Below are 21,287 nucleotides of genomic sequence, written 5' to 3' on the forward strand. Positions count from 1 at the left end.
CGTGGGTTTAATCAAGCTTTCTAAGCACAGTTGCAAAGCCAGGTGGTCATACCATTTAGTTCAATTGTTACGTATCGAGTTACATACAAATCACTGAATTTACGACAAGTTCTATGTCAAGTGTCTGTTAAATAACCAATCTCTGATATTTTTATTAAATAGTGATTAATGTTGATATTTAAACTACTTTTAGTTTTATCAGCTGGATGTTTTTCCTATTAAAGAGAAAACAAAAACAAAAATATCAAAATGTTGGCGTTTAACAATAATTTACATAGTGCTATTCCTTTTGTTCGCCAAGAAAAAAGTTGGCGAAAATCATAAGCTTGTCATACACTTCCTGATGTAACCCCGATATGTTGTTGAATTGGTAGGGTAAAACTGCTCTGGCGCTACACTAACGTAGCATTGTTTAACATAGCTTTGAGGAAAGTTTTATGGCGCTCACAAAAGCCGAACTGGCAGAAAACCTGTTTGATAAATTAGGATTTAGTAAGCGGGACGCCAAGGAAACGGTGGAAGTGTTCTTTGAAGAGATTCGTAAGGCACTGGAAAGTGGCGAACAGGTAAAACTGTCAGGTTTTGGTAACTTTGATCTTCGTGACAAGAATGAACGACCTGGTCGTAACCCGAAAACCGGTGAAGATATTCCAATTACTGCTCGACGTGTAGTGACTTTTCGCCCGGGTCAGAAGTTAAAAGCTCGTGTAGAAAACCTGAAGAAAGTACAGTAAGCCGAATAAATGGATCACGCTAAGGCGTGGTCTTTTTTTTGCGTAAAACTTGTGTCGCATATAAACGAAAACCACCGCAATGCGGTGGTTTTTCTGTTTTTGAGTATATCTTAATGATATGGATTACGCTGCTTCTAGGTGCGTTGTTAAGTATGGTTGCCATGCTTGTTGGTACAAGTTTTTAGACTGTGCACGCATGTTGCGAATAGAAGTGAGTTCTAGTTCGCTTAGTTCGCGTTTCTCCATCATCGCTTGGCGTTCTAGTTTCTGGATTTTTTCGTATAGGTCGTGTTCAGGACCGCTTTTCACATCTGCGATGGCTTTTAAGTGCAGTTGAACTTCGGCAACTAGATTTGTCTTTGGTAAACGAACGAGTAAGTTCAAGTCTCTATAGCCTGAAGGACCTGGTTTTTTGAAGCGATTTTTTACTTTAACAATTGTTGTTTCACGCTCTAAGGTTTCATAAATGGAGACTAAGCTCGCGACGTCTTCAGCAACAATCGTGGCACGGGCTAGGTCAGTAATGCGTTCGACTTTGCCATCTAACTCCAAAGCTATTTTTTCTTCTGCTCGTTGTTTGGACTTTACGCCTGCGAAGTATGGCTGAGCATCATTAAGAAGTGCGGTACTTTTACAAATAGTTTCAAGCTCAAATTGTGCTTGGTGAGCTTTGCTGTAAAGAATGTCGAAGTCAGTGTATGGCTGAGTTGGAGTTGCGTCGATTGACTGAATACCATACAAGCCGCTAAGGCTATGTTTAAAGAGTTTCGAACAAACTTCGTTTTGACTTGTTGAACGATTTTGATCGCCACTCGGCGCAGGGGTAATTGGAAGTGCGGCAAATGCCGGTGCACGGCTAAGTACCAAAAGCATCAATGCTGTAGTACGAAGAAATAAGCTCATTCACTCTCCTTAACTTGCTTGTACTTAGAAAATAGGGAACATAAAGGTCGCTAAGTTCGGCAAATCAGGTACTAACTTATTAATGGGGTCATTACGAAAGATTCCAAGGTTTCAGTTTTGTCTTGAAGTGGAATCGTGTGTTAGATCACCATTTCTCTTTTCTTTATTCTGTTTATCAGATAAAGGCGTGGTTCCTATAAGAACGTTTATATCCTACCACCACTGTATTAACCAAAGATGAACGGCATAGACAAATTGAAAAAAATCGTTAGTCTTACTTCTCAAAATGAAAATCAGCCGACAAGTAGAAAGTAAAATGAGAGACCAAGAGTTTTGGCATAATAAATGGGCCAGTAATCAAATCGGATTTCACTTGGAAGATGTAAACCCGCTATTACCTGCATATTGGCAACACACAAACCCAAAGCGTGAAGACAAAGTGTTAGTGCCTTTGTGTGGAAAGTCAGAAGACTTGATTTGGTTAGCGATGAAGCATGATTCAGTTGAAGGTGTTGAGCTGAGCCATATCGCTGTTCGTGCCTTTTTTGCTGAACATTTTTATACGCCAACCGTGACGCCTGTTAATGGTATGCACGAGCTTTATCAATTTGATGAGCTCTCTATTTATACTGGGGACTTTTTCACTGCACCAGTATCTCAAGCCGATATCATTTATGATCGCGCCGCGTTGGTTGCTTTACCGCAAGATATGCGAGAGGAGTATGTAGAGCGTCTCAAGCAACTTTTGAATCCAGGCGGTCGTATTTTGCTTGTTACACTCAACTATCCTCAAGAAGAGATGGCGGGGCCTCCATTTAGCGTGCCAGTCGAAGAGATTGAGCAGTTATTTTCAGGTTACAAAGTTACCTGTTTGAACGTAGATGAAGCTGATGAAAACCATCCTAAAATTGCGAAAAAAGGCTTAAGTCGCTTCTCTGAAGAAGTGTACCTAATCGAGAGTAAATAGGTTTTTTTGGTTTGTAAAACGAAATAGCGCAGCAATTTGAGCTGCGCTATTTTTGTATAAGTGGTTCGTATTTAATAAGTGATATTAACTTTTGAAGCACTTTCAACAGCATCTTGAACGGCTTCTTCGGTGGTTTTTCGTCGCGTAAGGACAACACCTAAACGACGGCGACCATCGATTTCTGGCTTGCCGAATAGACGAACTTGCGTTTGAGGTTGAGCTAAGGCTTTGGTTAGGTTGTCAAAGCGAATGTTTGTAGAAGTCCCTTGACCAAGAATAACGGCCGACGCAGATGGACCATATTGTACGATATTATTAATCGGCATTCCGGTAAATGCACGTACGTGGAGAGCAAACTCTGACATTTCCTGAGAAATCATAGTGACCATGCCTGTATCGTGTGGGCGAGGAGAGACCTCATTGAAAATGACCTTATCGCCTTTAACAAATAACTCTACACCAAAGATGCCGTAGCCACCGAGTGCGTTGACTACTTTCTCAGCCGTGTATTCAGCTGCTTTTACTGCGTTTTCTGACATAGCTTGCGGTTGCCATGATTCGCGGTAGTCGCCATCTTCCTGACGATGGCCAATTGGAGCACAGAAATGCACACCGTCAACGGCTCTTACAGTCAATAAAGTGATTTCGTAATCGAAGTCGATAAAACCCTCCACGATCACGCGACCTGCCCCCGTACGTCCGCCTTCCTGTGCGTAATCCCATGCCTTTGCAACGTCGTCTTCGGTCTTGATGACACTTTGCCCTTTACCTGAAGAGCTCATAACTGGCTTTACTACGCACGGGATGCCTACATGCTCAACCGCGGCTTTGAAGTCTTCAAAAGTATCTGCAAAACGATAAGGTGATGTCGTCAGTTCTAGTTCTTCTGCAGCCAAACGTCGGATACCTTCACGATTCATTGTTAGCTTGGTTGCCTTAGCGGTTGGAACAACATTCAGCCCTTTTTCTTCAAGCTCTACCAGTTTGTCGGTTGCGATAGCTTCGATTTCAGGTACGACGTAAGTAGGTTGTTCCTTCGTAATAACTTCTTCTAAGGCGCTTCCATCTAACATATCGATGACGTAACTACGGTGAGCAACTTGCATCGCTGGAGCATTAGCATAGCGATCACAAGCAATCACTTCTAAACCAAGTCTCTGACATTCAATTGCGACTTCTTTACCGAGTTCGCCAGAGCCTAAAAGTAATACACGGGTAGCATTTGCGCTGGTTGCAGTGCCAAACATAGTGTTCCCTTACAAAATAGAGTGGTGAGACAGAAATTGCAGGAGATCATACTGAAGTTTTATGACAAAGCAAACGTTTGCTTTTGGTTTTTAGGCAATAAAAAAGCTCTACATGCCGTAGAGCTTTTTATACTGAAATTGTCGCTTATACGTTGACAAAACTAAGTGGAATATCTGGATTCAACGCTTCTAACGTTGATTGCGTATCAGCCAAATGACTGATCTTGCCTTCTGAGTTTTCTACCAGAGCAGCGGCTTTGATATTGTCAAAAGTTTCACCCGCAAGTAGTACTTGGATCAGCGCAACTTGTAACGGCGGCAAGCTAGGGTTAAACGCCGCATTTTCCGCATAAGCACCTTGGAATACACGGCCGCTAGCCATTTCTAATGCTAAGCCACTCAGGTTGTTGGTATATGGTGAGTGGCTCATGTTCATCGCTTCAACAGCGCTTTGAATTAGAGTGTCTTCATCATCGCATGAGAACTGATGCTTTACTTCTGCCATTAAGCCGGATTCGATACCGAGATCGTTTGGGCCAAAGGCTTCAGGTAGGTATTCATGCAGCGACTTTTCTTCGCGTTCTGGGAGCTGAATTTTAAGCTCGTTTGCGGTAGATAACTCGTTCATGAACTGACGGCAGTGACCACATGGGCTGAAGTTAATAGTGATATCCTTAATACCATGTTCACCTTTCATCCAAGCATGGCTAATTGCAGACTGCTCAGCGTGAACTGTTTGACCTAACTGAACACCAAAGAATTCCATGTTGGCACCGAAGTAAAGGCGACCTGAGAGACCACGAACGATAGCACCGACATAAAATTCAGAAAGAGGAGCATAGGAATATGCTGCGGCAAAAGGAAGTAGAGCAACACGAAGCTCTTTATCTGATAGACCGGTAGCTGAAAGCAACTGCTCAAACTGTTGAACTGAAAGCGTAGCATCAAAATCATCAGCTTGGATGATAGGAGCAAGTTGTTTGGAAAGTGCTTCTGGAGCGCCTGCTAGCGCCTGTTCAATGCGACTTTTCATGTTGAATCCTTGTTATTGCATGGACAGTTATTCTATGTGAAGGATAGAAATGTTCCGTGCGTTAGATCACGATAAATAATGCAATTGATAATTCTGTTACATAATTAGAGTGAGCTCACACATGTATTCGATTGCACTGACGTGAAGCGTTATCTCCGTCTCACAATTAACCATATCAGTATATATTCATATGACCAAGACGCTGGGATATGTTAATTACGATGCCTACATGTCCACACAACGTTATTCCTAGATATCTAAGCAACGTTGAGTCAGTAATATTGCACTGAATGTTGAAGTTATTAGTGTGTATCTCGTCAGAGTGCCTTAACGATCTTACTAGAACGGGTTGTTAGATGAGGTAATACAGAATTTTGGAAGGGATAAGGAAGAAACGGGAAGGCCACGGCCTGCCGGAAGGAGGGCAGACCGAGAGCGCTTAACTATTGATATAGCCAGACAGCCAAAGCAAAAAAGCTTGGAGCCAAAATAGAAGTGATGATGCCGCATAAAACCAATGCGAGTGATGAGAACGCGGCATCAATGGGCTGTTTCTCTGCACATGTCGCGGTGCCTAAGGCATGAGACACGGTACCCATTGTTAGGCCACGTGCAATCGGGTGTTTAATTCCAATTAAGTTGTAAATTGGGTATGCCAAAATCGCGCCCAATAAACCAACAATCAGAACCAAGATCGCCGCAACGGCAGCTTCACCACCAAGGTGACTCGAAATTTCCATTGCTATTGGCGTAGTGACGGATTTACCCACTAGACTTGCGATTAAACTGATATCTGCTTTGAAAGCGACTGCGATCAAGGTGGTTGTCATCATCGACATCACACTGCCTACTGTGCAAGCAAAAGTGATGATTCGCCAGTTTGCTTTAATCTGTGGTAGTTGTTCATATAGCGGGTAAGCCAGAGCAACTACGGCTGGTTGAAGTAAAAAACTGATCCCTTCGTTATCCGCATAATACGTTTCAAACGGTACATTTAAGTATGTAAGCAAAGGAATGAGTACTGCAATACTGATCAGCAAAGGATTTGCTAGAGGATTATTCACTTTGATTGCGATTTGGCGCGCGACAAGAAAAACCGCAATGGTAACAACTAACCACATATCAGTGCTTCTCCTTTAGCAAGTAGTCCAGCAGCCAAGCGAGGCTGACTAGTACAATGAGTGAGCCTCCAACTGCGCTAGCAATGATAGGGAGGGCATTAGCGAGTAGCATATCGAAATGTTGCATTAATCCCACGCTAATAGGAACGAACAACAAAATCATGTAGCGGATAAATAGCGTGGCGCCCGGTTTGACCCAATCGACCTTTACAAGCCCAAGAGTCATAGAGAAAAACAGTACGAGCATACCGATGACACTTCCTGGGACGGAAACGCCAGTGAACTTTTGAATGGTAATTCCGATGCCAAGTGCCCCCATGATGAGGAAGATTGAAATGAGCAGTTGGATCAGTTGTAAGAATCGTTCTTTAATCATTTTGACAGTATATAAACAACAAGCACACCATAAGGTGCGCTTGTATTAGGAGGAGTTAAGAAGCTAAGCTCTCTACATAACGGTACACGGATTTTAATATCGCAATCTTCTTTTCGTCACTTTCATGTTCGTGAACTAAGTTTTCTAAATTCAGCATGTACTCTTCAATTTGGCTTTCAAACACTTCTCGACAGTGTAATGCCCAGCGTCTCTGTTCTTGCTCGTCTAATGTGCCTGGGAAGTTACGCGCACGATAGCGGAACAATAGAGGTTTAATGCGCTTGTCATCAAATTCAATGTCCAATGCGGCAAGATTGTTCGGGTCGGTTTCTCGAATGATATCCATGGCTGCGCGATCGGCCGGAGAGAAGAATCCGTCGTAAAGTTGCGTATCGACGTCATCACTTTTATCGAATTTACGCTCGACTGAAAAGAGGCTAATCAGCTTTTCTCTAATTTCAGGATGTTGGCGCAACAAAGCGAGATTAGCGAGACATTGCTGGCGATCAATGCCAATAGACTCCGCATTTTCAGCCGTTAACGTTTTTGCAGGGGCGAGAATAGGGCATTTGTTTAAATGAACCAACTTAACTGGTACTGGTAGCAAGTCACCAAGATCTTCTCGCTTAGTGTAGAGTCTTTCGTGTAGCTCTTCTGCGGATAGCTCTAGAATAGGTTGAGGGTCTTTCGCTAAATCGATAGTGATAACGGCGTTATTATTGGTTGGATGCCAAGCAACAGGCACAATCCAGCTGGTGTATTGGCATTCGCGCCCTAGCATGCCTGAAACGTGCATCAAAGGCGTCATGTTGACGATGTCGACTAATTCATTGAGCTTACGCTTTTGGCGCATAGAAAAGAAGTAGTCAAACAATTTTGGTTGCGCTGCTTTTACTTTCTTCGCCATTTCGATAGTCGCAACCACGTCTGCCATCGCATCGTGCGCGTTACTATGTTCTATGCCGTTAGCAACAGACAAGTGCTCTAATTTAAAACTAGTGAAGCCATCTTCGTTTTCTGGCCATTCTACGCCTTCTGGGCGAAGGGCGTGGCACGCGCGTAATACATCGAGTAAATCCCAACGCGAGTTACCGTTTTGCCAACTCCATGCGTATGGGTCGATAAAGTTACGATAACAAGTATAACGGGTCACTTCGTCATCAAAGCGAATGCTGTTGTAGCCTAAACTGGTGGTATTTGGTTTCGCGAGTTCAGCGTGAATCTTAGCGATAAACTCAGGCTCAGAAAGGCCTTCTTGAACCGTTTTTTGCGGAGTAATACCAGTAATAAGCGCAGCTTCAGGAGACGGAAGATAATCAGCAGGTGGCTGGCAGTACATGACTAAAGGCTCGCCGATGATATTAAAGTTTTCATCTGTACGAACACCAGCAAACTGGCTTGGGCGATCTTTCGCGGGGTTGGTTCCCCATGTCTCATAATCAAAGAAGAAAAAAGTGGGCTGATTATCTTGGTGCATTCTGCTTACCGTTTACAAAACCGATAACAGTATTAGACCATTCAACGCCTTGACTAGCAACGAAAGATGCAAGTTGAATTTTTGAAAATGAAAAAGCCGATGGCGAACCATCGGCTTGATATTTTACGTTTTATTGCTTGGGAAGTAGTTTGAGCTTTACGCTCGTCTTTCTTCCAATGCTGTTTCGCTTTCTGGTGACTTCAGCACTCGGCTAGCAATCGTACCCGCAGTCATTGATCCTGAAACGTTCAGTGCGGTACGTGCCATGTCAATCAATGGTTCAATAGAGATAAGTAGCGCCGCGATGGTGACAGGTAAGCCCATTGCAGGGAGAACAATCAATGCTGCAAACGTTGCACCTCCGCCGACTCCAGCAATACCAAATGAGCTGATAGTGATAATCGCAATCAATGACAGGATAAAGTGCAGATCCAGTGGGTTGATGCCCATTGTCGGAGCTACCATCACTGCCAGCATTGCAGGATAGATACCTGCACATCCGTTTTGGCCGATAGTGGCACCAAACGATGCTGATAGGTTTGCAATCGCTGGTGGAACGTTAAGCTTGGTGATTTGCGCTTCTACGTTTAGTGGGATCGTTGCTGCTGAGCTACGAGATGTAAACGCGAAGGTCAGTACAGGCCAGATTTTCTTAAAGTATTCCGCAGGGCTAACGCCGACAAACGAGACTAATACGCCGTGAACAACAAACATCAGAGCGATAGCAACATAAGACGCCACAATAAAGCCAAGTAGGTTTAGGATGTCGCCTGCGCTTGATGTCGCTACCACTTTTGCCATCAGTGCTGCGATGCCGTATGGCGTTAACGCCATGATCATCTTCACTAATCGCATAACGATTGATTGAGCTGCTTCTACGAAAGTACGAATCGGAGATTCTAACTCTGCTTTTTCCATCATCACTTTGCGAGCGGCGATACCGGTTAATACACCGAAGATAACGACAGCGATAATTGAGGTCGAGCGAGCACCTGTTAGATCAGCAAATGGGTTGGTTGGAATGAAGCTAACTAGCATTTGAGGAATAGTCAGGTCACTTACTGTACCAGCACGGCTTTCTAAAACGGCGATACGAGCGGTTTCACGAGCACCTTCAGTTAACCCTTCTGCTGACAGGCCAAATGTTGTTGTCACCAAGATACCGATAAGTGCAGCAATTGCAGTCGTTACTAGAAGAACAGAGATGGTCAGGCCAGAAATTTTACCTAATGATCCACCTTTCTCCAATTTAACAACTGCAGAGATCATCGATACCAATACTAGTGGCATGATGACCATTTTCAGTAGACCAACGTAGCCACTGCCTACAATGCCTACCCATTCAAGTGTTTGAGCAATTGCGCTGTTGCCTTCACCGTGAATGAGTTGCAAAGCAAGACCAAAAAGAGAACCAGTAACAAGACCGATTAAAACGAGACGAGAAAGTGTGTGTTTCTTTTGTTGTTGGTTAAAAAGAAAGAACAATATGCCAACAAAGACGGCTAGAGAGGCTATCACTGCAAAATTCATAATCTGACCTTATCAACCTGCCGAAATGGCGGTTGTTTTTTATACGGGGTTTTATACGGATTTGTTTATGGGGCGTAAGATAACGCTCGCGATATAACTTTAAAAATGACAAACGGGTATTAGCTAGATCCAAAATGAATATAAAAACGAGATCTAAGTCGCGTGAGAGTGTGAATTAGCACGTTAAATGTACAAAATGGTTATTCGTAGTGATGCAGTAAGTCACGCATTTCTTGCCTTTGTAAGTAAACCACCGAGTCTTCTTGATAACTGAAAAGTTGATAAATCATCGCTTTGGCGACATCTTCCGCTCGAATAGGTAAAAAGTTGGACAGTTTGCCAAGCATGAATGGGCGAATTACCTTAAACAGAGTTTGCACTAACTTCTCGTCCGTTCTTGGGCTTTGACGTTGACCAACAAGCGGGCCTGGGCGAACAAACACGATTTCCTCAAAACCCATAGCTTCGATTCTTTGTTCCATTTGTCCTTTACAGGCTAAGTAATGGGATGGTGATTTACTATTTGCACCAAGGCTAGAAACAACCGCAAGGCGTTTGACTCCGATCGTTTTCATCTGTTGGGCGACTTTACACACCAGATCAACATCTACTCTACGTAAATTATCCTTACTGCCTGCTTGCTTAAGAGTTGTGCCTAAACAGATAAAGCCGATGGTCGGTGTTGGTTGGTTATCATCCCATTGGTGGATAGAGAGGTCGGCATCAATGAGAGGAACAAGCTTATTGTCCGCATCTAGGACGCCATCGAGTGGGCGGCGAGAAAGATAATATAAGGTACCAACACCTGATTGATTTATGAGGTTTGTAATGACTTTTGAACCGACTAAGCCAGTCGCCCCAGCGATGATGGCGCAGGTGTTGTTATCCATGTCCTTTCTCCTATATGGGAATATAGCCTAAGCTATTGTAGCGGATTTCAAGGAGTTACTTATAATCGAATGCTCGAAAGGTGAGACGCTCTGCGAACTCAGTAGACGTTCCTAACAGAAATCTGATTAGCGCTGCCCCAAGCGGATGCAAGGGTATACAATAGTGGACGCTCAAAACTGGGGCTGAGCAAGATTTCTTAATCAATGGAACACCTCTCACCCAGACAACATCAAAGGAACGTAAAAAATGGATGACTCTTTTGCAGCGGAGATACAAGCGCGCATAGATAACAAAACCAAACCCGTCGGTTCTTTAGGCTTATTGGAAAAGGTGGCACTACAGCTAGCTCTTATTCAAAGTCAGGATAAACCTCAGCCAGTTGATTCCATCGCTATCTGTAAACCGAGCATGCTGGTATTTGCTGGAGATCACGGCGTTGCAGAGGAAGGCGTAAGCATTGCGCCAAGCGAAGTCACTCAGCAAATGGTGGCTAACTTTCTCGCCGGCGGCGCAGCCATCAACTGCTTTTGCGTCATCAATGGCATCCAACTCAAAGTAATAGATTGCGGCATGTTGGCACCTATTGATGTGCTGGTTCCAGAATTTAAGTTTCATCCAAACTTGGTTGAACAACGGTTGGGTAACGGTACGGCTAATTTTTCTAAACAATCAGCGATGTCCCCAGAACAAGTGGCGCTAGGTTTAGAGTATGGTGCGAAGATTGCTGAGCAAACCATTTTGTCTGGCTCAAATCTATTGATGTTCGGTGAGATGGGCATTGGTAACACCAGTTCGTCTTCCGCACTGTTATCGGCGCTGAGTTCACTAGATATTGACTATTGTGTTGGCGTTGGCACCGGAATCAATCAACAGCAGTTGAGCCGCAAATATAAACTGGTTGCACAGGGAGTAAACCGATGTCGAGGTCTTGATACTAAAGCGATTCTCGCACAGGTTGGAGGCTTTGAAATCGTACAAATGGTAGGCGCTTTTTTAGAAGCCAAGCGGCTTAAAACCCCAGTTTTAGTGGATGGATTTATCGTATCGGTTGCTGCGTATATTGCAACGTTGCTAGACGAAGAAGCACGCGAATACATGTTGTTTGCCCACCGCTCCGAAGAAAATGGACATAAGTTTGTATTAGAGTACCTAAAAGCAGAACCTCTACTCGATCTTGGTTTACGATTAGGGGAGGGAACCGGAGCCGCTCTTGCCTTACCCTTGTTAAAAGCTGCTGCCCAGTTTTACAACAAGATGGCGAGCTTTGAGAGTGCAGGAGTTACAGTATAGTGTCAGTCCCTGATAATTCTGAGAACGTCACGCCGTCATCGTTAAGATACCAGTGGGAGTTGTTTCTATTAGCTATCAGTTTTTTTAGTCGCTTACCCGTACCCCAAGCGTTGCCATACAGTGAAGAACGCATGAATCAGGCCGGACGTTATTTCGCGTTAGTTGGTCTCGTACTTGGAGCGCTTTGTGCTCTGGTATTTTCGCTCACCTCAATTCTTTTCCCAGAATCGGTTGCCATAGTATTAACAATGGTGTTTAGCTTATTGTTAACAGGGGCATTTCACGAAGACGGCTTGACTGATATGGCGGATGGCATTGGCGGTGGCATGACTGTCGAGCGACGCCTCTCTATTATGAAGGACAGCCGCATTGGCACTTATGGTGCAGCCACTCTCATTATGGCGTTATTGGCTAAGTATGTTTTTTGGAGTGAACTGGCTAACTTGCCGCAGTTTTGGTTGGTCATTGTCGTCGCTTATATCGCAAGCCGAGCACTAGCCGCGACGCTTATTTATGACATGCCTTATGTCAGTGACAGTGATACGTCGAAAAGTAAACCGCTGGCAAATAGCCAGTCTTCTTTAGAAGTCTCCATTTTGTTGTTTACTGGTGGCATAACATTGCTTGTGCTTGGTATCACGCAGGCGATCTTTATATCGCTTGTTCTCGTGGTATTTCGTTTGATGTTCAAACGTTGGTTAACCAAGCGAATTGGCGGCTTTACGGGGGATTGTCTTGGCGCAGCGCAGCAGCTATCGGAACTGCTTATTTATCTCACTATGATTGGGTTTTATCACATCTTATGAAGCAATTGATACTCGGTGGCGCGCGCTCTGGGAAGTCGCATTTGGCGGAAAAAACAGCCAAGCAATTATCGACCACTTCTCAACACTCATTACATTATGTTGCAACCGCGCTGCCATTTGACCAAGAAATGCGAGAGCGAATAGCGCATCATCAAAAGCAACGAGGGGGCGAGTGGCAAGAGCATGAATGCCCCCTTCATTTATCTGAGTTACTGACAAGTTTCGCGACCACCGATGTTGTATTGGTCGATTGTTTAACCTTGTGGCTCAACAATTGGATATTTGAGTTAGGTGATGAATGTTCCAATGAGAGGCTAGAAGCAGAAATTGAAAAGTTTATACAGGTGGTACGTGGTTCAGATGCGACGTTAATATTCGTCTCTAACGAGGTTGGAATGGGCATTGTGCCTTTGGGGGCGGTTAGTCGTTACTTTGTGGATAATGCAGGACGGATGAATCAAAAACTAGCCAGTGTTTGCCATCGTGTTACCTTTGTTGCTGCTGGTTTGCCGTTGGTTCTTAAAGAGTAGGATGGAACAAAATGAAAACACTCAATATCTATCTTGTGCGTCATGGAAAAGTAGACGCTCCACCAGGACTCCATGGCCAAACGGATGTAAAAGTTAGGCCTGCTGACCAAGAGAGCATTGCTCGGGCTTGGATCGAGAGTGGACGAAGTGTGGGTGGAGTGATTTGTTCTCCGCTTTCACGTTGTCAAGAACTAGCAAACATCATTGCTGAACAGCAATTATTACCAGTAATGACGGATGAATCTTTACAAGAGATGGCATTTGGTGATTTTGATGGTATGCCTTTTGATATGCTCACTGAGCAGTGGAAAAAGCTAGATGCTTTTTGGCAATCGCCAGCACAACATACGTTGCCGAACGCTGAGAGCTTAAGCACATTTTCTGAGCGCATATGTCGCGTTTGGTCTCAAATCATCAACGATATCAATGACAATCTACTTATCGTCACGCATGGTGGCGTCATTCGTATGATTCTTGCTCATGTATTGGAGTTAGATTGGCGTAACCCAAAGTGGTATTCGACGTTGTCGATAGGAAACGCTTCTGTCACGCATATAACAATTACCATAGATGAGCAAATTTACGCCTCGGTGCGTTTGATTGGCGTACCTCTTTTAACTCGTTAATTTATAAATATTAAAATGCCCAAAGCGATACTGCTTATGGGCATAGTCACGGAAGATGTCAGTGGAAGCCCATCTGCTAGGTGCAGGAAGCGAAAATTGACTCAGTTACATAAAAAGGAAATATAGAAATGACAACGCCGAGTTGGGATTTGTCCATCGTTTATAACGATCTCTCTGACCCACGAATTCAAGACGATATTGCTCTTGTGGAACAATGTATTGATCTTTTGAATAAACAATCAGCAGATTGCGGCAACGTAGAGATCATGCAAAATGCGATTTTGACCAATGAAGCCGCGAGTCGTTTAGCGGGCACAGTTGCAAATTTTGCGAGTTGTTATGCTTCTGTTGATGCAACAAACGCCGAAGCGAAATCGTTACTTGGTAAAATGACCCGCATCTTTTCGGAGCTTTCCCAAGCGTTCAGTCCCTTTGATTTGACGCTAACGCATGCCGACGAAGAGTTTATCTTGCGCGTGTTAGATCATGAGAATCCTGATATCAGTGGGCAAGCTTTTTCTATCTTGAATTCCAGAAAGTTGGCGGATACTCGTCTTAGCAACGCAGAAGAACAGTTACTGGCTGCGATGAGTGTGGATGGTAAATCGGCTTGGGGTAACCTATACGATAACCTGACTGGCTCATTGAAAGTGAAGCTTGAATACACAGATGGTAAGAGTGAAGAGCTTGGGTTTTCTCAAGCGGCGAGCATTCTTTATGGTTCTGAATTCGAGCGTCAAGAAGCCGCGTGGCGAGGCGTACAAGATGCAATGCAAACGCACCAAGAATCATTCGCTGCGATTTTAAATGCGTTAGCAGGATGGCGTTTAACTGAAAACAAAAAGCGTTCGGCGAAGCGTGAAGTTCACTTCCTAGAGCCGAGTTTGCATGGTAGCCGAATCCAAGCTGAAACTTTAAATGCGATGATGACCGTAGCCAAAGACAGTCGAGCTATTGGTCAGAAAGCGGGTTTATTGATGGCGCAAGTACATGGTCTGGATGAGATGAAACCTTGGAATCATCTGGCGGCTATGCCTGCTTTGAGCGGTGAAGCGAAGGTCTACGACTTTGATGAAGCGATTGATGTTATTTGTGAAGCATTTGAAACAGTAAACCCTGAGATGTCGGAGTTTGTCCGTTTGATGGTACAAAACGGATGGATTGATGCCGCGCCAAATGCCAGCAAGCGCCTTGGTGCATACTGCACCAAACTGCCAGCAACGCGAACACCACTTGTGTTTATGACTTGGAGTGGCAGTCGTTCAGACCTTATGACTCTGGCACATGAACTTGGCCATGCGTTCCATAACTGGGTTATTCGTGATTTGCCACTTTGCCAAACTTACTATCCAATGACGTTAGCAGAAACCGCCTCTATCTTTGCAGAAAACATCGTTCGTGATCATTTGATTTCGAAAGCGGAGAGCGTTGATGAAAAGCTAGAGATGTTGTGGGAAGAGTTGTCATCTGCGCTAGCTTTAATGATCAACATTCCGGTTCGCTACGAGTTTGAGAAATCGTTCTATGAACGCCGCCAGGATGGAGAGTTAACCGCAGATGAATTCTGTGAGTTGATGTCTGAAACTTGGAAAGAATGGTATGGCGACGTAATGAGCGAGCCGGATCCGTACTTCTGGGCAAGCAAGTTACATTTTTCTATCGATAGTGTGAGCTTTTATAACTACCCATACCTATTTGGTTTCTTATTCAGCAAGGGTATTTATGCACAGCGAGAAACCAAAGGCGGAGCGTTTTACACCGATTACATCAATTTGCTGCGCGACACCGGCTGCATGATGGCCGAAGATGTTGTCGAAAAGCATCTATCGATGGATTTAACTCAACCAACGTTTTGGCAGCAGAGCGTTGAGCTAGTGCGTGAAAAAGTCGATGAGTTTGAGCGTTTGCTCGCACAGCGCGGCTAAGTTTTTCGCATTGTTGATGCATAATCTGCTTTATAGCTACAAAAATTTGATCAAATCATAATGATCTTAATCAGGGCTGTGGTAAAGTTCACAGCCCTAACACTTTGTAATTGTTTAAAAATTAAACGCCTCAATGCTTGATTTGAGTGCCTGGCGCGAAAAGGTATCGGATTTTCGAGGGAAATAGTGATTTCTACTCATAAGTGAGATCGCAGCAACAAAAATCCTTTGTACAATTTATTAACATACCCGCCGTGCTATTAAGGAGTAACGCATGACGAAGTCTCTCTTTCGCCAATCGTTTTTAACTGACACGTTAGATGTTCATATCGATGTTGCACCAGCGGAGCAGGTGCTTTCTAACGGTGTAAAACTTAAACTCTATCAGCGTGGTGTATTAGAAGTAATCCCTGCGAATTATACTCAGGATACGAAGAACATCATCATCTCTTGTGGGGTTCACGGAGATGAAACCGCACCGATGGAGCTGGTGGATTCCATTATTCAAGACATAGAATCTGGGTTCCAGACGGTCGATACCCGTTGTCTGTTCATTATCGCTCACCCAGAATCCACTCTGGCGCACACGCGATTCCTTGAAGAAAACCTCAACCGTCTGTTTGACGAAAAAGAACACAAGCAGACAAAAGAGCTTGTCATCGCCGATACGCTTAAGCTGCTTGTTCGAGATTTTTATCAGGATACCGACCCGACAACACGCTGGCACCTTGATTTACACTGCGCGATTAGAGGCTCGAAGCACTATACGTTTGCAGTAAGTCCTAAGACTCGTCATCCTGTGCGCAGCAAGGCATTGATCGATTTCTTGGACAGTGCGCACATTGAAGCTGTGCTCCTGTCAAACTCACCATCGAGCACGTTTAGCTGGTACAATGCCGAGAACTTTGGTGCGCAGGCTCTGACGATGGAGCTTGGACGTGTGGCTCGTATTGGTGAAAATGACCTCGACAAATTGACTGCGTTTGATTTGTCTTTACGTAATTTGATTGCGGAAACGAAGCCAGAACACCTACCAAAACCATGCATTAAATATCGAGTAAGTCGCACAATCGTTCGCTTGAACGAAGACTTTGACTTTATGTTCGACGACAATGTTGAAAACTTCACCTCATTTGTTCACGGCGAAGTGTTTGGTCATGATGGCGACAAACCATTAATGGCGAAGAACGAAAACGAAGCGATTGTCTTCCCGAACCGCCATGTCGCAATAGGTCAACGTGCAGCTCTGATGGTTTGTGAAGTGAAAACCCGTTTTGAAGAGGGCGAGTTGGTTTACGATTAATCCAACATTGCTTTGAGAAGTTAATTGCAATTTACCGAGGCTTAACTGTAAGGTTAAGCCTCGTTTGTTTTTATCGGCCGCTATGGATTTTCAACAACTTATCCTGAACAAGGAACGACGCTGGCAACGTAACCTGATGGTTATGTCGATCGTGCTCGCTGTACTCTCTGCCATCCACTTGATGGTCGGAGAAATTTTCCTTTCTCCTTTTCAATCTTTATCTGCATTTGAACATAAGCTACTGGTGGACTTGCGTTTACCGAGGTTGGTGTCTGCGGCAATTATTGGTGCTGCGTTAGCGGTATCTGGCGCGACGTTACAAGTGTTGCTTGGGAACGTGTTGGCTGAACCAGGCGTACTCGGTATATCTGGTGGTGCAAGCTTAGCAATGGTCTTAATCATGTTCGCGTCACCTGTTCTTCCTACCCCGATTGTTTTTATGTTGGCAGCGATTGCAGGCTCGATGTTATTCACGTTTGTTTTGGTGGCGATAGCAAGGGCAATGCACCTGACGACGGCTCGATTGCTTTTGGTTGGGGTCGCATTGGGTATTTTATCGAGCGCGATTGTGACGTGGGCATTTTACTTTAGTGATGATCTCAGCTTACGCCAACTGATGTATTGGTTAATGGGCAGCATCGGCGGTGCAAGTTGGTATCAACATACCGTTACCTTGGTGATGCTGCCGGTGCTTATCTGGTTGTGTTGTAAAGGCAAGTCGCTTGATAAATTGATGCTTGGTGAGATTCATGCGACCCAATTGGGTGTCGATGTGCATCAAATGCGTTGGAAGTTGATCCTTGCCATTTCTATTTTGGTAGGTGGTTCAGTCGCTTTGGGAGGCATCATCAGTTTTGTTGGTTTGGTGGTACCGCACTTGTTGCGTTTGGCTTTTGGTACGGAAAACCGTTATTTATTGCCACTTTCTGCAATATCTGGTGCTGCGTTGCTTGTATTTGCTGACATCGGAGCAAGACTGTTATTGGACTCCGCAGAGTTACCTTTAGGTGTCATGACAACATCGATTGGCGCACCTATTTTCATCTGGATGCTGGTGAAGAGTCATGATGCACGTTAAACATATGTCGGTTGGTAGTCGATTATTGCCTCTTTCTTTTGAATGCAAAGCTGGCGAAATCGTACATGTGGTTGGGCCTAATGGTTCCGGTAAGAGTACGTTATTGGCTGCGATTTCTGGTACGTTAAGCCACCGAGAGGGTATGAGTGGTGAAGTGTACGTTGGCAACAAAAACTTGCTTACTTTACCGTTGTCAGAGCAAGCTCATGTTCGAGGTTATTTGTGTCAGCAATCACGTCCAGCGTTTAATGTTGATGTGTTTCAGTATCTCGCTTTATCTCTGCCAAGTGGTGCTGAGATTGCGGATATCAAAGTGCGTGATGCCGTCAATATGGTGGTGGAGCTGGTACAGCTGCAAGATAAGCTTCATCGCAGTATTCAAACATTATCCGGCGGTGAGTGGCAACGTGTCCGATTAGCAGGTGTATGTTTGCAGGTGTGGCGTACCATTAATCCTTTTTCGCAGTTTTTAATTTTGGATGAGCCAGCAGCACCGTTAGATATTGCGCAAGAGGGTCTGCTCTATCAATTGATTAACGCTATGGCGGCGCAGGGAATTGGAGTATTGGTTGCTAATCACGATCTCAACCGCACATTAAAGCACGCAGATAAAGTATTGCTGCTTAACAACGGTGTGCTGCACTCATCAGGAAATGCCGATACTGTGCTAACGGAAGAAGCCCTCGGGGAAGTATTCAATACTCAAGTCAAAAAGGTCATCGTAGATGAGCAACCTTATTTAATCTTTGATTAGTATTTAAGAGACAATAAAAAACGACCTACTTGAGGTCGTTTTTTTTAATCGAGATAGCCAAACTCAACGCTTACTGAGTTAGCGGTTTTAGATCTGCTGGGCGGTAGTAAACTGATTTGAGTACTTTGCCTTTACGAATGGTTTTACCTTCCGATACGAAATCTTCGGCGCATTTCGCGATGATGTATTCACCTTTCTGTACCGCCATCAACTTGATGCCTTGCTCCGCGTAGAATGCCTCTGTTTCTGAGTACTCTTGCTCGTTACGGCATACTTTGCTCATGTTGCTTGAGTGCACTTCATCCCAGCAAGGAATAAATTCGATACCACGGTTTACCGCAACGTTTAATAGAAGATCAATTAAGTAGCTGATCGCCAGGTTGTCTTCTACTTTGCTGTGGCCAAGATGAACGAGACGGCCCATTAATACATACACGCTGTCTACGATGGCATCTGCTTGCTCAGTTTTACAATCTGCTTCTGCTAGCTCTGTTAGCTCTTCGATCGCCAAAGAGGTGTGTAGTGTGTCTGCTTGCGCATCAAGGCTTGCAGCGTCTGCGACTGGTAAGTCGAACGTACTACGGAACTCGGTGATATCACGGTATAAGTGATCAAAAATCTCTTGGGTTAGCTTTGACAGTTGCATTCTAATTTCCATTGAATCGATTGAAGCGGCAATGATATCAAACCGCACTTTGAACCCCAAGGGCATTGCATCTAACTGGTGATAAATCTGCCTTTGGGGAATGGTGGTGCTTAACGAAATAGGTAAGGGAACAGCTTTTTACGTTCTTCCTCTGAAAGGGCGGAAACACGAGCGATGTTTGAATCGGGAATGGATTCAGGGTCAGGATAGTGTTTTAGTACCTTTTCCATACTCTCTTCGCGAATCAAATGGAAGATCGGGTAAGGAGAACGATTGGTTAGGTTTTCGTCGTCTTCAGGCCTTGCGCCGCCAAAACAGTAATCAGGATGGAAAGTCGCTACTTGGAAAATACCTTCCCAGTTCTGCTGCTTAATTAATCCTTCAACCCAATCTATGCAAAAGTTGTAGTCCCAGAAATCTTGTAGCATGTTGGGAACCACAACCAACGTTGTCTCAAGCTGTTCGGGTTCTGTGTTACTCAGCTCAATCAGCTGCAATAAAATATCTTCAAGAAGCGCTTCTTCTTGAGTCGCTTCACTAACAAAAATTTTGATTTGTTTATTACGTTGCGGTTTGGCAGCAAACGGACAAAGGTTGAGCCCGATTACCACATCGTTGAGCCATTGATCGACCTGTTGAGTGATCGCTTCGATATCTGTGTTTTGTGTTGAATGCGTTGACATACGACTTTCTGGTTTTTATTAAAGTAGCGCAAGCATAGCAGAGTTGGTTATCCAAGTAATCAGAGAGGTATTACGCAAATGAGCGTACCTTAGCTACTCTTTAAACTCGCTGCGTCAGGTGTTTGGTCTGTATGCTTTCTTTCGGCGATATGTTTCAAATACGCAATCGCAGCAAACATTGCTAGGTAGACTGCGCTTCCCCCCATGAGAACACTCGACCAACCACCATGTTGCCAACAATAAAGAAGTAAGAATCCTCCCAAACTACCGCCTACGTAGTAGTGCACTAAGTAGAGCGCTGTCGCGGTGGCTTTGGCGCGAGTGGCATTCTGACCGACCCAACCGTAGGCGAGGGTATGAGTAAAGAAGGCACCAAAACTTATCAGCAACAACCCAAATAGCATTGCAGTCAAGCTTTCAACCGCCGCAATCCACATCCCCGTCATGCTCACTATCGCGCCCAAGAACATACCGAGGATTGAGGAATAACGTTTACTCCAGTGGCCTGCACAACGAGAGGAGAAAGTCCCTCCCAAGTAACAAATAAAGATCAGTGAGGCCAACCCGACGGGCACATTGTGAGGTTCACTCACCAGACGGAAACCCATTACGGAATAAAGGTTGACGAACAAAGCAAAGTTGAGTCCTCCTATCAGCATCGCGAACCACACGCGTTGGTTTTTAAAATGACCAATAAGCGCACGATTTTGATGGCGCAAACTGCTTGATGACGGGGTGAAGTTGCGCTGTGTTGGCAATAAATAGTGAACACCAATGACACCAAGAAGAGTGAACACCATCATAACTTCAATGGCAACATCAACACTGAAATTGTCCGCCAATAAGCCGCCGCTAATACGCCCTGCAATACCGCCTAATGAGTTAGCCGCAATGTACGTTCCAATTGCCATCGAGAAAGCGTGCTTGTCGAGCTCTTCTGCCATGTAAGCTACGGCGACCGCAGCAAAAGCTGCGAGCGCGACACCGATCAGTGCTCGACATACCACCAAAAACAGAAATGAGTCACCAAACAGCATCAAAGCGGAAAGGGTAGGAATCGAAAACAGACCAACCATCATGACTGGCTTTCTTCCCACTGATTCTGACAACACAGCCATTGGAACGAGGCTAAAAGAGAGAGCGAGTGTTGAGGCCGCAAATAACCAGTTCACTTGCGTTTCTGAGATCGTGAAAATTTGAGCAAAAGTGGGCAGCATTGGCTGTAGTAGGTATAAATTTGAAAAAACCAAGAAGGAACCAAGCGCTAGCGAGAGCGTAATGCGTTTGTATTCCGGTGTGCCAAAACTGACCATGAATCCTGCCTAATGTGAGCAAATGGAGAGACTGTGATCAATCTATCAGTTCGT

21 protein-coding genes are annotated in these 21,287 nt (G+C 44.5%); 10 read left to right on the top strand and 11 right to left on the bottom strand.

The window, feature by feature from the left end; genetic code table 11:
* Positions 1 to 437 precede the first annotated feature (437 nt).
* The gene (ihfA, locus tag B7360_RS07545) at positions 438 to 734 is read left to right on the top strand and encodes an integration host factor subunit alpha (RefSeq protein WP_005377899.1); all 297 of its coding nucleotides are present in this window, start codon (positions 438 to 440) and stop codon (positions 732 to 734) included.
* Positions 735 to 857: 123 nt separating this feature from the next.
* Here ihfA and B7360_RS07550 read toward each other — a convergent pair whose 3' ends face one another.
* Positions 858 to 1,637, bottom strand: coding sequence for a RelA/SpoT domain-containing protein (locus B7360_RS07550; protein ID WP_085343174.1), 780 nt, complete (start codon positions 1,635 to 1,637; stop codon positions 858 to 860).
* 316 nt (positions 1,638 to 1,953) lie between these two features.
* Between B7360_RS07550 and B7360_RS07555 the strand changes: the two genes are divergently transcribed.
* The gene (locus B7360_RS07555; protein WP_085343222.1) at positions 1,954 to 2,604 is read left to right on the top strand and encodes a thiopurine S-methyltransferase; all 651 of its coding nucleotides are present in this window, start codon (positions 1,954 to 1,956) and stop codon (positions 2,602 to 2,604) included.
* Positions 2,605 to 2,675: 71 nt separating this feature from the next.
* Here B7360_RS07555 and purT read toward each other — a convergent pair whose 3' ends face one another.
* From purT to B7360_RS07590, 7 genes are all read right to left on the bottom strand, one after another.
* A complete protein-coding gene (gene purT / locus B7360_RS07560; protein WP_006741653.1) occupies positions 2,676 to 3,851 on the bottom strand; it encodes a formate-dependent phosphoribosylglycinamide formyltransferase in 1,176 nt (391 codons plus the stop codon).
* Between the two features lie 145 nt (positions 3,852 to 3,996).
* Positions 3,997 to 4,884 carry a cytidine deaminase gene (gene cdd / locus B7360_RS07565; protein WP_085343176.1) on the bottom strand — a complete coding sequence of 296 codons (888 nt, stop codon included), beginning with the start codon at positions 4,882 to 4,884 and terminating at the stop codon, positions 3,997 to 3,999.
* Between the two features lie 443 nt (positions 4,885 to 5,327).
* The gene (locus B7360_RS07570) at positions 5,328 to 6,005 is read right to left on the bottom strand and encodes an LrgB family protein (protein ID WP_005377888.1); all 678 of its coding nucleotides are present in this window, start codon (positions 6,003 to 6,005) and stop codon (positions 5,328 to 5,330) included.
* A gap of 1 nt (position 6,006) precedes the next feature.
* Positions 6,007 to 6,381, bottom strand: a complete 375-nt coding sequence (locus B7360_RS07575; RefSeq protein ID WP_005397786.1) for a CidA/LrgA family protein — start codon at positions 6,379 to 6,381, stop codon at positions 6,007 to 6,009.
* A gap of 55 nt (positions 6,382 to 6,436) precedes the next feature.
* Positions 6,437 to 7,858, bottom strand: a complete 1,422-nt coding sequence (gene sbcB / locus B7360_RS07580) for an exodeoxyribonuclease I (RefSeq protein WP_085343178.1) — start codon at positions 7,856 to 7,858, stop codon at positions 6,437 to 6,439.
* Between the two features lie 156 nt (positions 7,859 to 8,014).
* Positions 8,015 to 9,388: an L-cystine transporter gene (locus B7360_RS07585; RefSeq protein ID WP_085343180.1), complete on the bottom strand. Its 1,374-nt coding sequence runs from the start codon at positions 9,386 to 9,388 to the stop codon at positions 8,015 to 8,017.
* Between the two features lie 200 nt (positions 9,389 to 9,588).
* On the bottom strand, positions 9,589 to 10,278 hold the full coding sequence (locus B7360_RS07590) for an NAD(P)H-binding protein (RefSeq protein ID WP_005397784.1): 690 nt from the start codon (positions 10,276 to 10,278) through the stop codon (positions 9,589 to 9,591).
* A gap of 247 nt (positions 10,279 to 10,525) precedes the next feature.
* On the opposite strand from B7360_RS07590, the gene cobT reads away from it, so the two are divergent.
* The 8 genes from cobT to btuD all read left to right on the top strand — a co-directional run bounded on the left by cobT (position 10,526) and on the right by btuD (position 18,591).
* The gene (gene cobT / locus B7360_RS07595; protein ID WP_085343182.1) at positions 10,526 to 11,569 is read left to right on the top strand and encodes a nicotinate-nucleotide--dimethylbenzimidazole phosphoribosyltransferase; all 1,044 of its coding nucleotides are present in this window, start codon (positions 10,526 to 10,528) and stop codon (positions 11,567 to 11,569) included.
* Positions 11,569 to 12,375 carry an adenosylcobinamide-GDP ribazoletransferase gene (locus B7360_RS07600; protein WP_085343183.1) on the top strand — a complete coding sequence of 269 codons (807 nt, stop codon included), beginning with the start codon at positions 11,569 to 11,571 and terminating at the stop codon, positions 12,373 to 12,375. The genes cobT and B7360_RS07600 overlap by 1 nt, the downstream gene beginning before the upstream one ends.
* Positions 12,372 to 12,905, top strand: coding sequence for a bifunctional adenosylcobinamide kinase/adenosylcobinamide-phosphate guanylyltransferase (cobU, locus tag B7360_RS07605; RefSeq protein WP_085343185.1), 534 nt, complete (start codon positions 12,372 to 12,374; stop codon positions 12,903 to 12,905). The genes B7360_RS07600 and cobU overlap by 4 nt, the downstream gene beginning before the upstream one ends.
* Positions 12,906 to 12,916: 11 nt before the next feature.
* Positions 12,917 to 13,531, top strand: coding sequence for an alpha-ribazole phosphatase (gene cobC / locus B7360_RS07610; RefSeq protein WP_085343187.1), 615 nt, complete (start codon positions 12,917 to 12,919; stop codon positions 13,529 to 13,531).
* Positions 13,532 to 13,659: 128 nt separating this feature from the next.
* Positions 13,660 to 15,456 carry a M3 family oligoendopeptidase gene (locus B7360_RS07615; protein WP_085343188.1) on the top strand — a complete coding sequence of 599 codons (1,797 nt, stop codon included), beginning with the start codon at positions 13,660 to 13,662 and terminating at the stop codon, positions 15,454 to 15,456.
* A 274-nt stretch (positions 15,457 to 15,730) separates the two neighbouring features.
* Positions 15,731 to 16,759 carry a succinylglutamate desuccinylase gene (locus tag B7360_RS07620; RefSeq protein ID WP_085343189.1) on the top strand — a complete coding sequence of 343 codons (1,029 nt, stop codon included), beginning with the start codon at positions 15,731 to 15,733 and terminating at the stop codon, positions 16,757 to 16,759.
* An 82-nt stretch (positions 16,760 to 16,841) separates the two neighbouring features.
* Entirely contained in the window at positions 16,842 to 17,837 is a 996-nt protein-coding gene (gene btuC, locus B7360_RS07625; RefSeq protein ID WP_085343190.1) for a vitamin B12 ABC transporter permease BtuC, read from the top strand.
* Positions 17,824 to 18,591, top strand: a complete 768-nt coding sequence (gene btuD / locus B7360_RS07630) for a vitamin B12 ABC transporter ATP-binding protein BtuD (protein ID WP_082245220.1) — start codon at positions 17,824 to 17,826, stop codon at positions 18,589 to 18,591. The genes btuC and btuD overlap by 14 nt, the downstream gene beginning before the upstream one ends.
* A gap of 70 nt (positions 18,592 to 18,661) precedes the next feature.
* On the opposite strand, the gene B7360_RS07635 is transcribed toward btuD, so the two are convergent.
* The 3 genes from B7360_RS07635 to B7360_RS07645 all read right to left on the bottom strand — a co-directional run bounded on the left by B7360_RS07635 (position 18,662) and on the right by B7360_RS07645 (position 21,233).
* Positions 18,662 to 19,237: a nucleoside triphosphate pyrophosphohydrolase family protein gene (locus tag B7360_RS07635; protein WP_005397767.1), complete on the bottom strand. Its 576-nt coding sequence runs from the start codon at positions 19,235 to 19,237 to the stop codon at positions 18,662 to 18,664.
* A gap of 110 nt (positions 19,238 to 19,347) precedes the next feature.
* The gene (locus B7360_RS07640) at positions 19,348 to 19,920 is read right to left on the bottom strand and encodes a DUF1415 domain-containing protein (protein WP_012841901.1); all 573 of its coding nucleotides are present in this window, start codon (positions 19,918 to 19,920) and stop codon (positions 19,348 to 19,350) included.
* Between the two features lie 89 nt (positions 19,921 to 20,009).
* Positions 20,010 to 21,233, bottom strand: a complete 1,224-nt coding sequence (locus B7360_RS07645; protein ID WP_085343191.1) for an MFS transporter — start codon at positions 21,231 to 21,233, stop codon at positions 20,010 to 20,012.
* Positions 21,234 to 21,287: the final 54 nt, after the last annotated feature.

Source organism: Vibrio sp. ArtGut-C1, assembly GCF_002105475.1.
Taxonomy (GTDB): Bacteria; Pseudomonadota; Gammaproteobacteria; order Enterobacterales; family Vibrionaceae; genus Vibrio; species Vibrio diabolicus.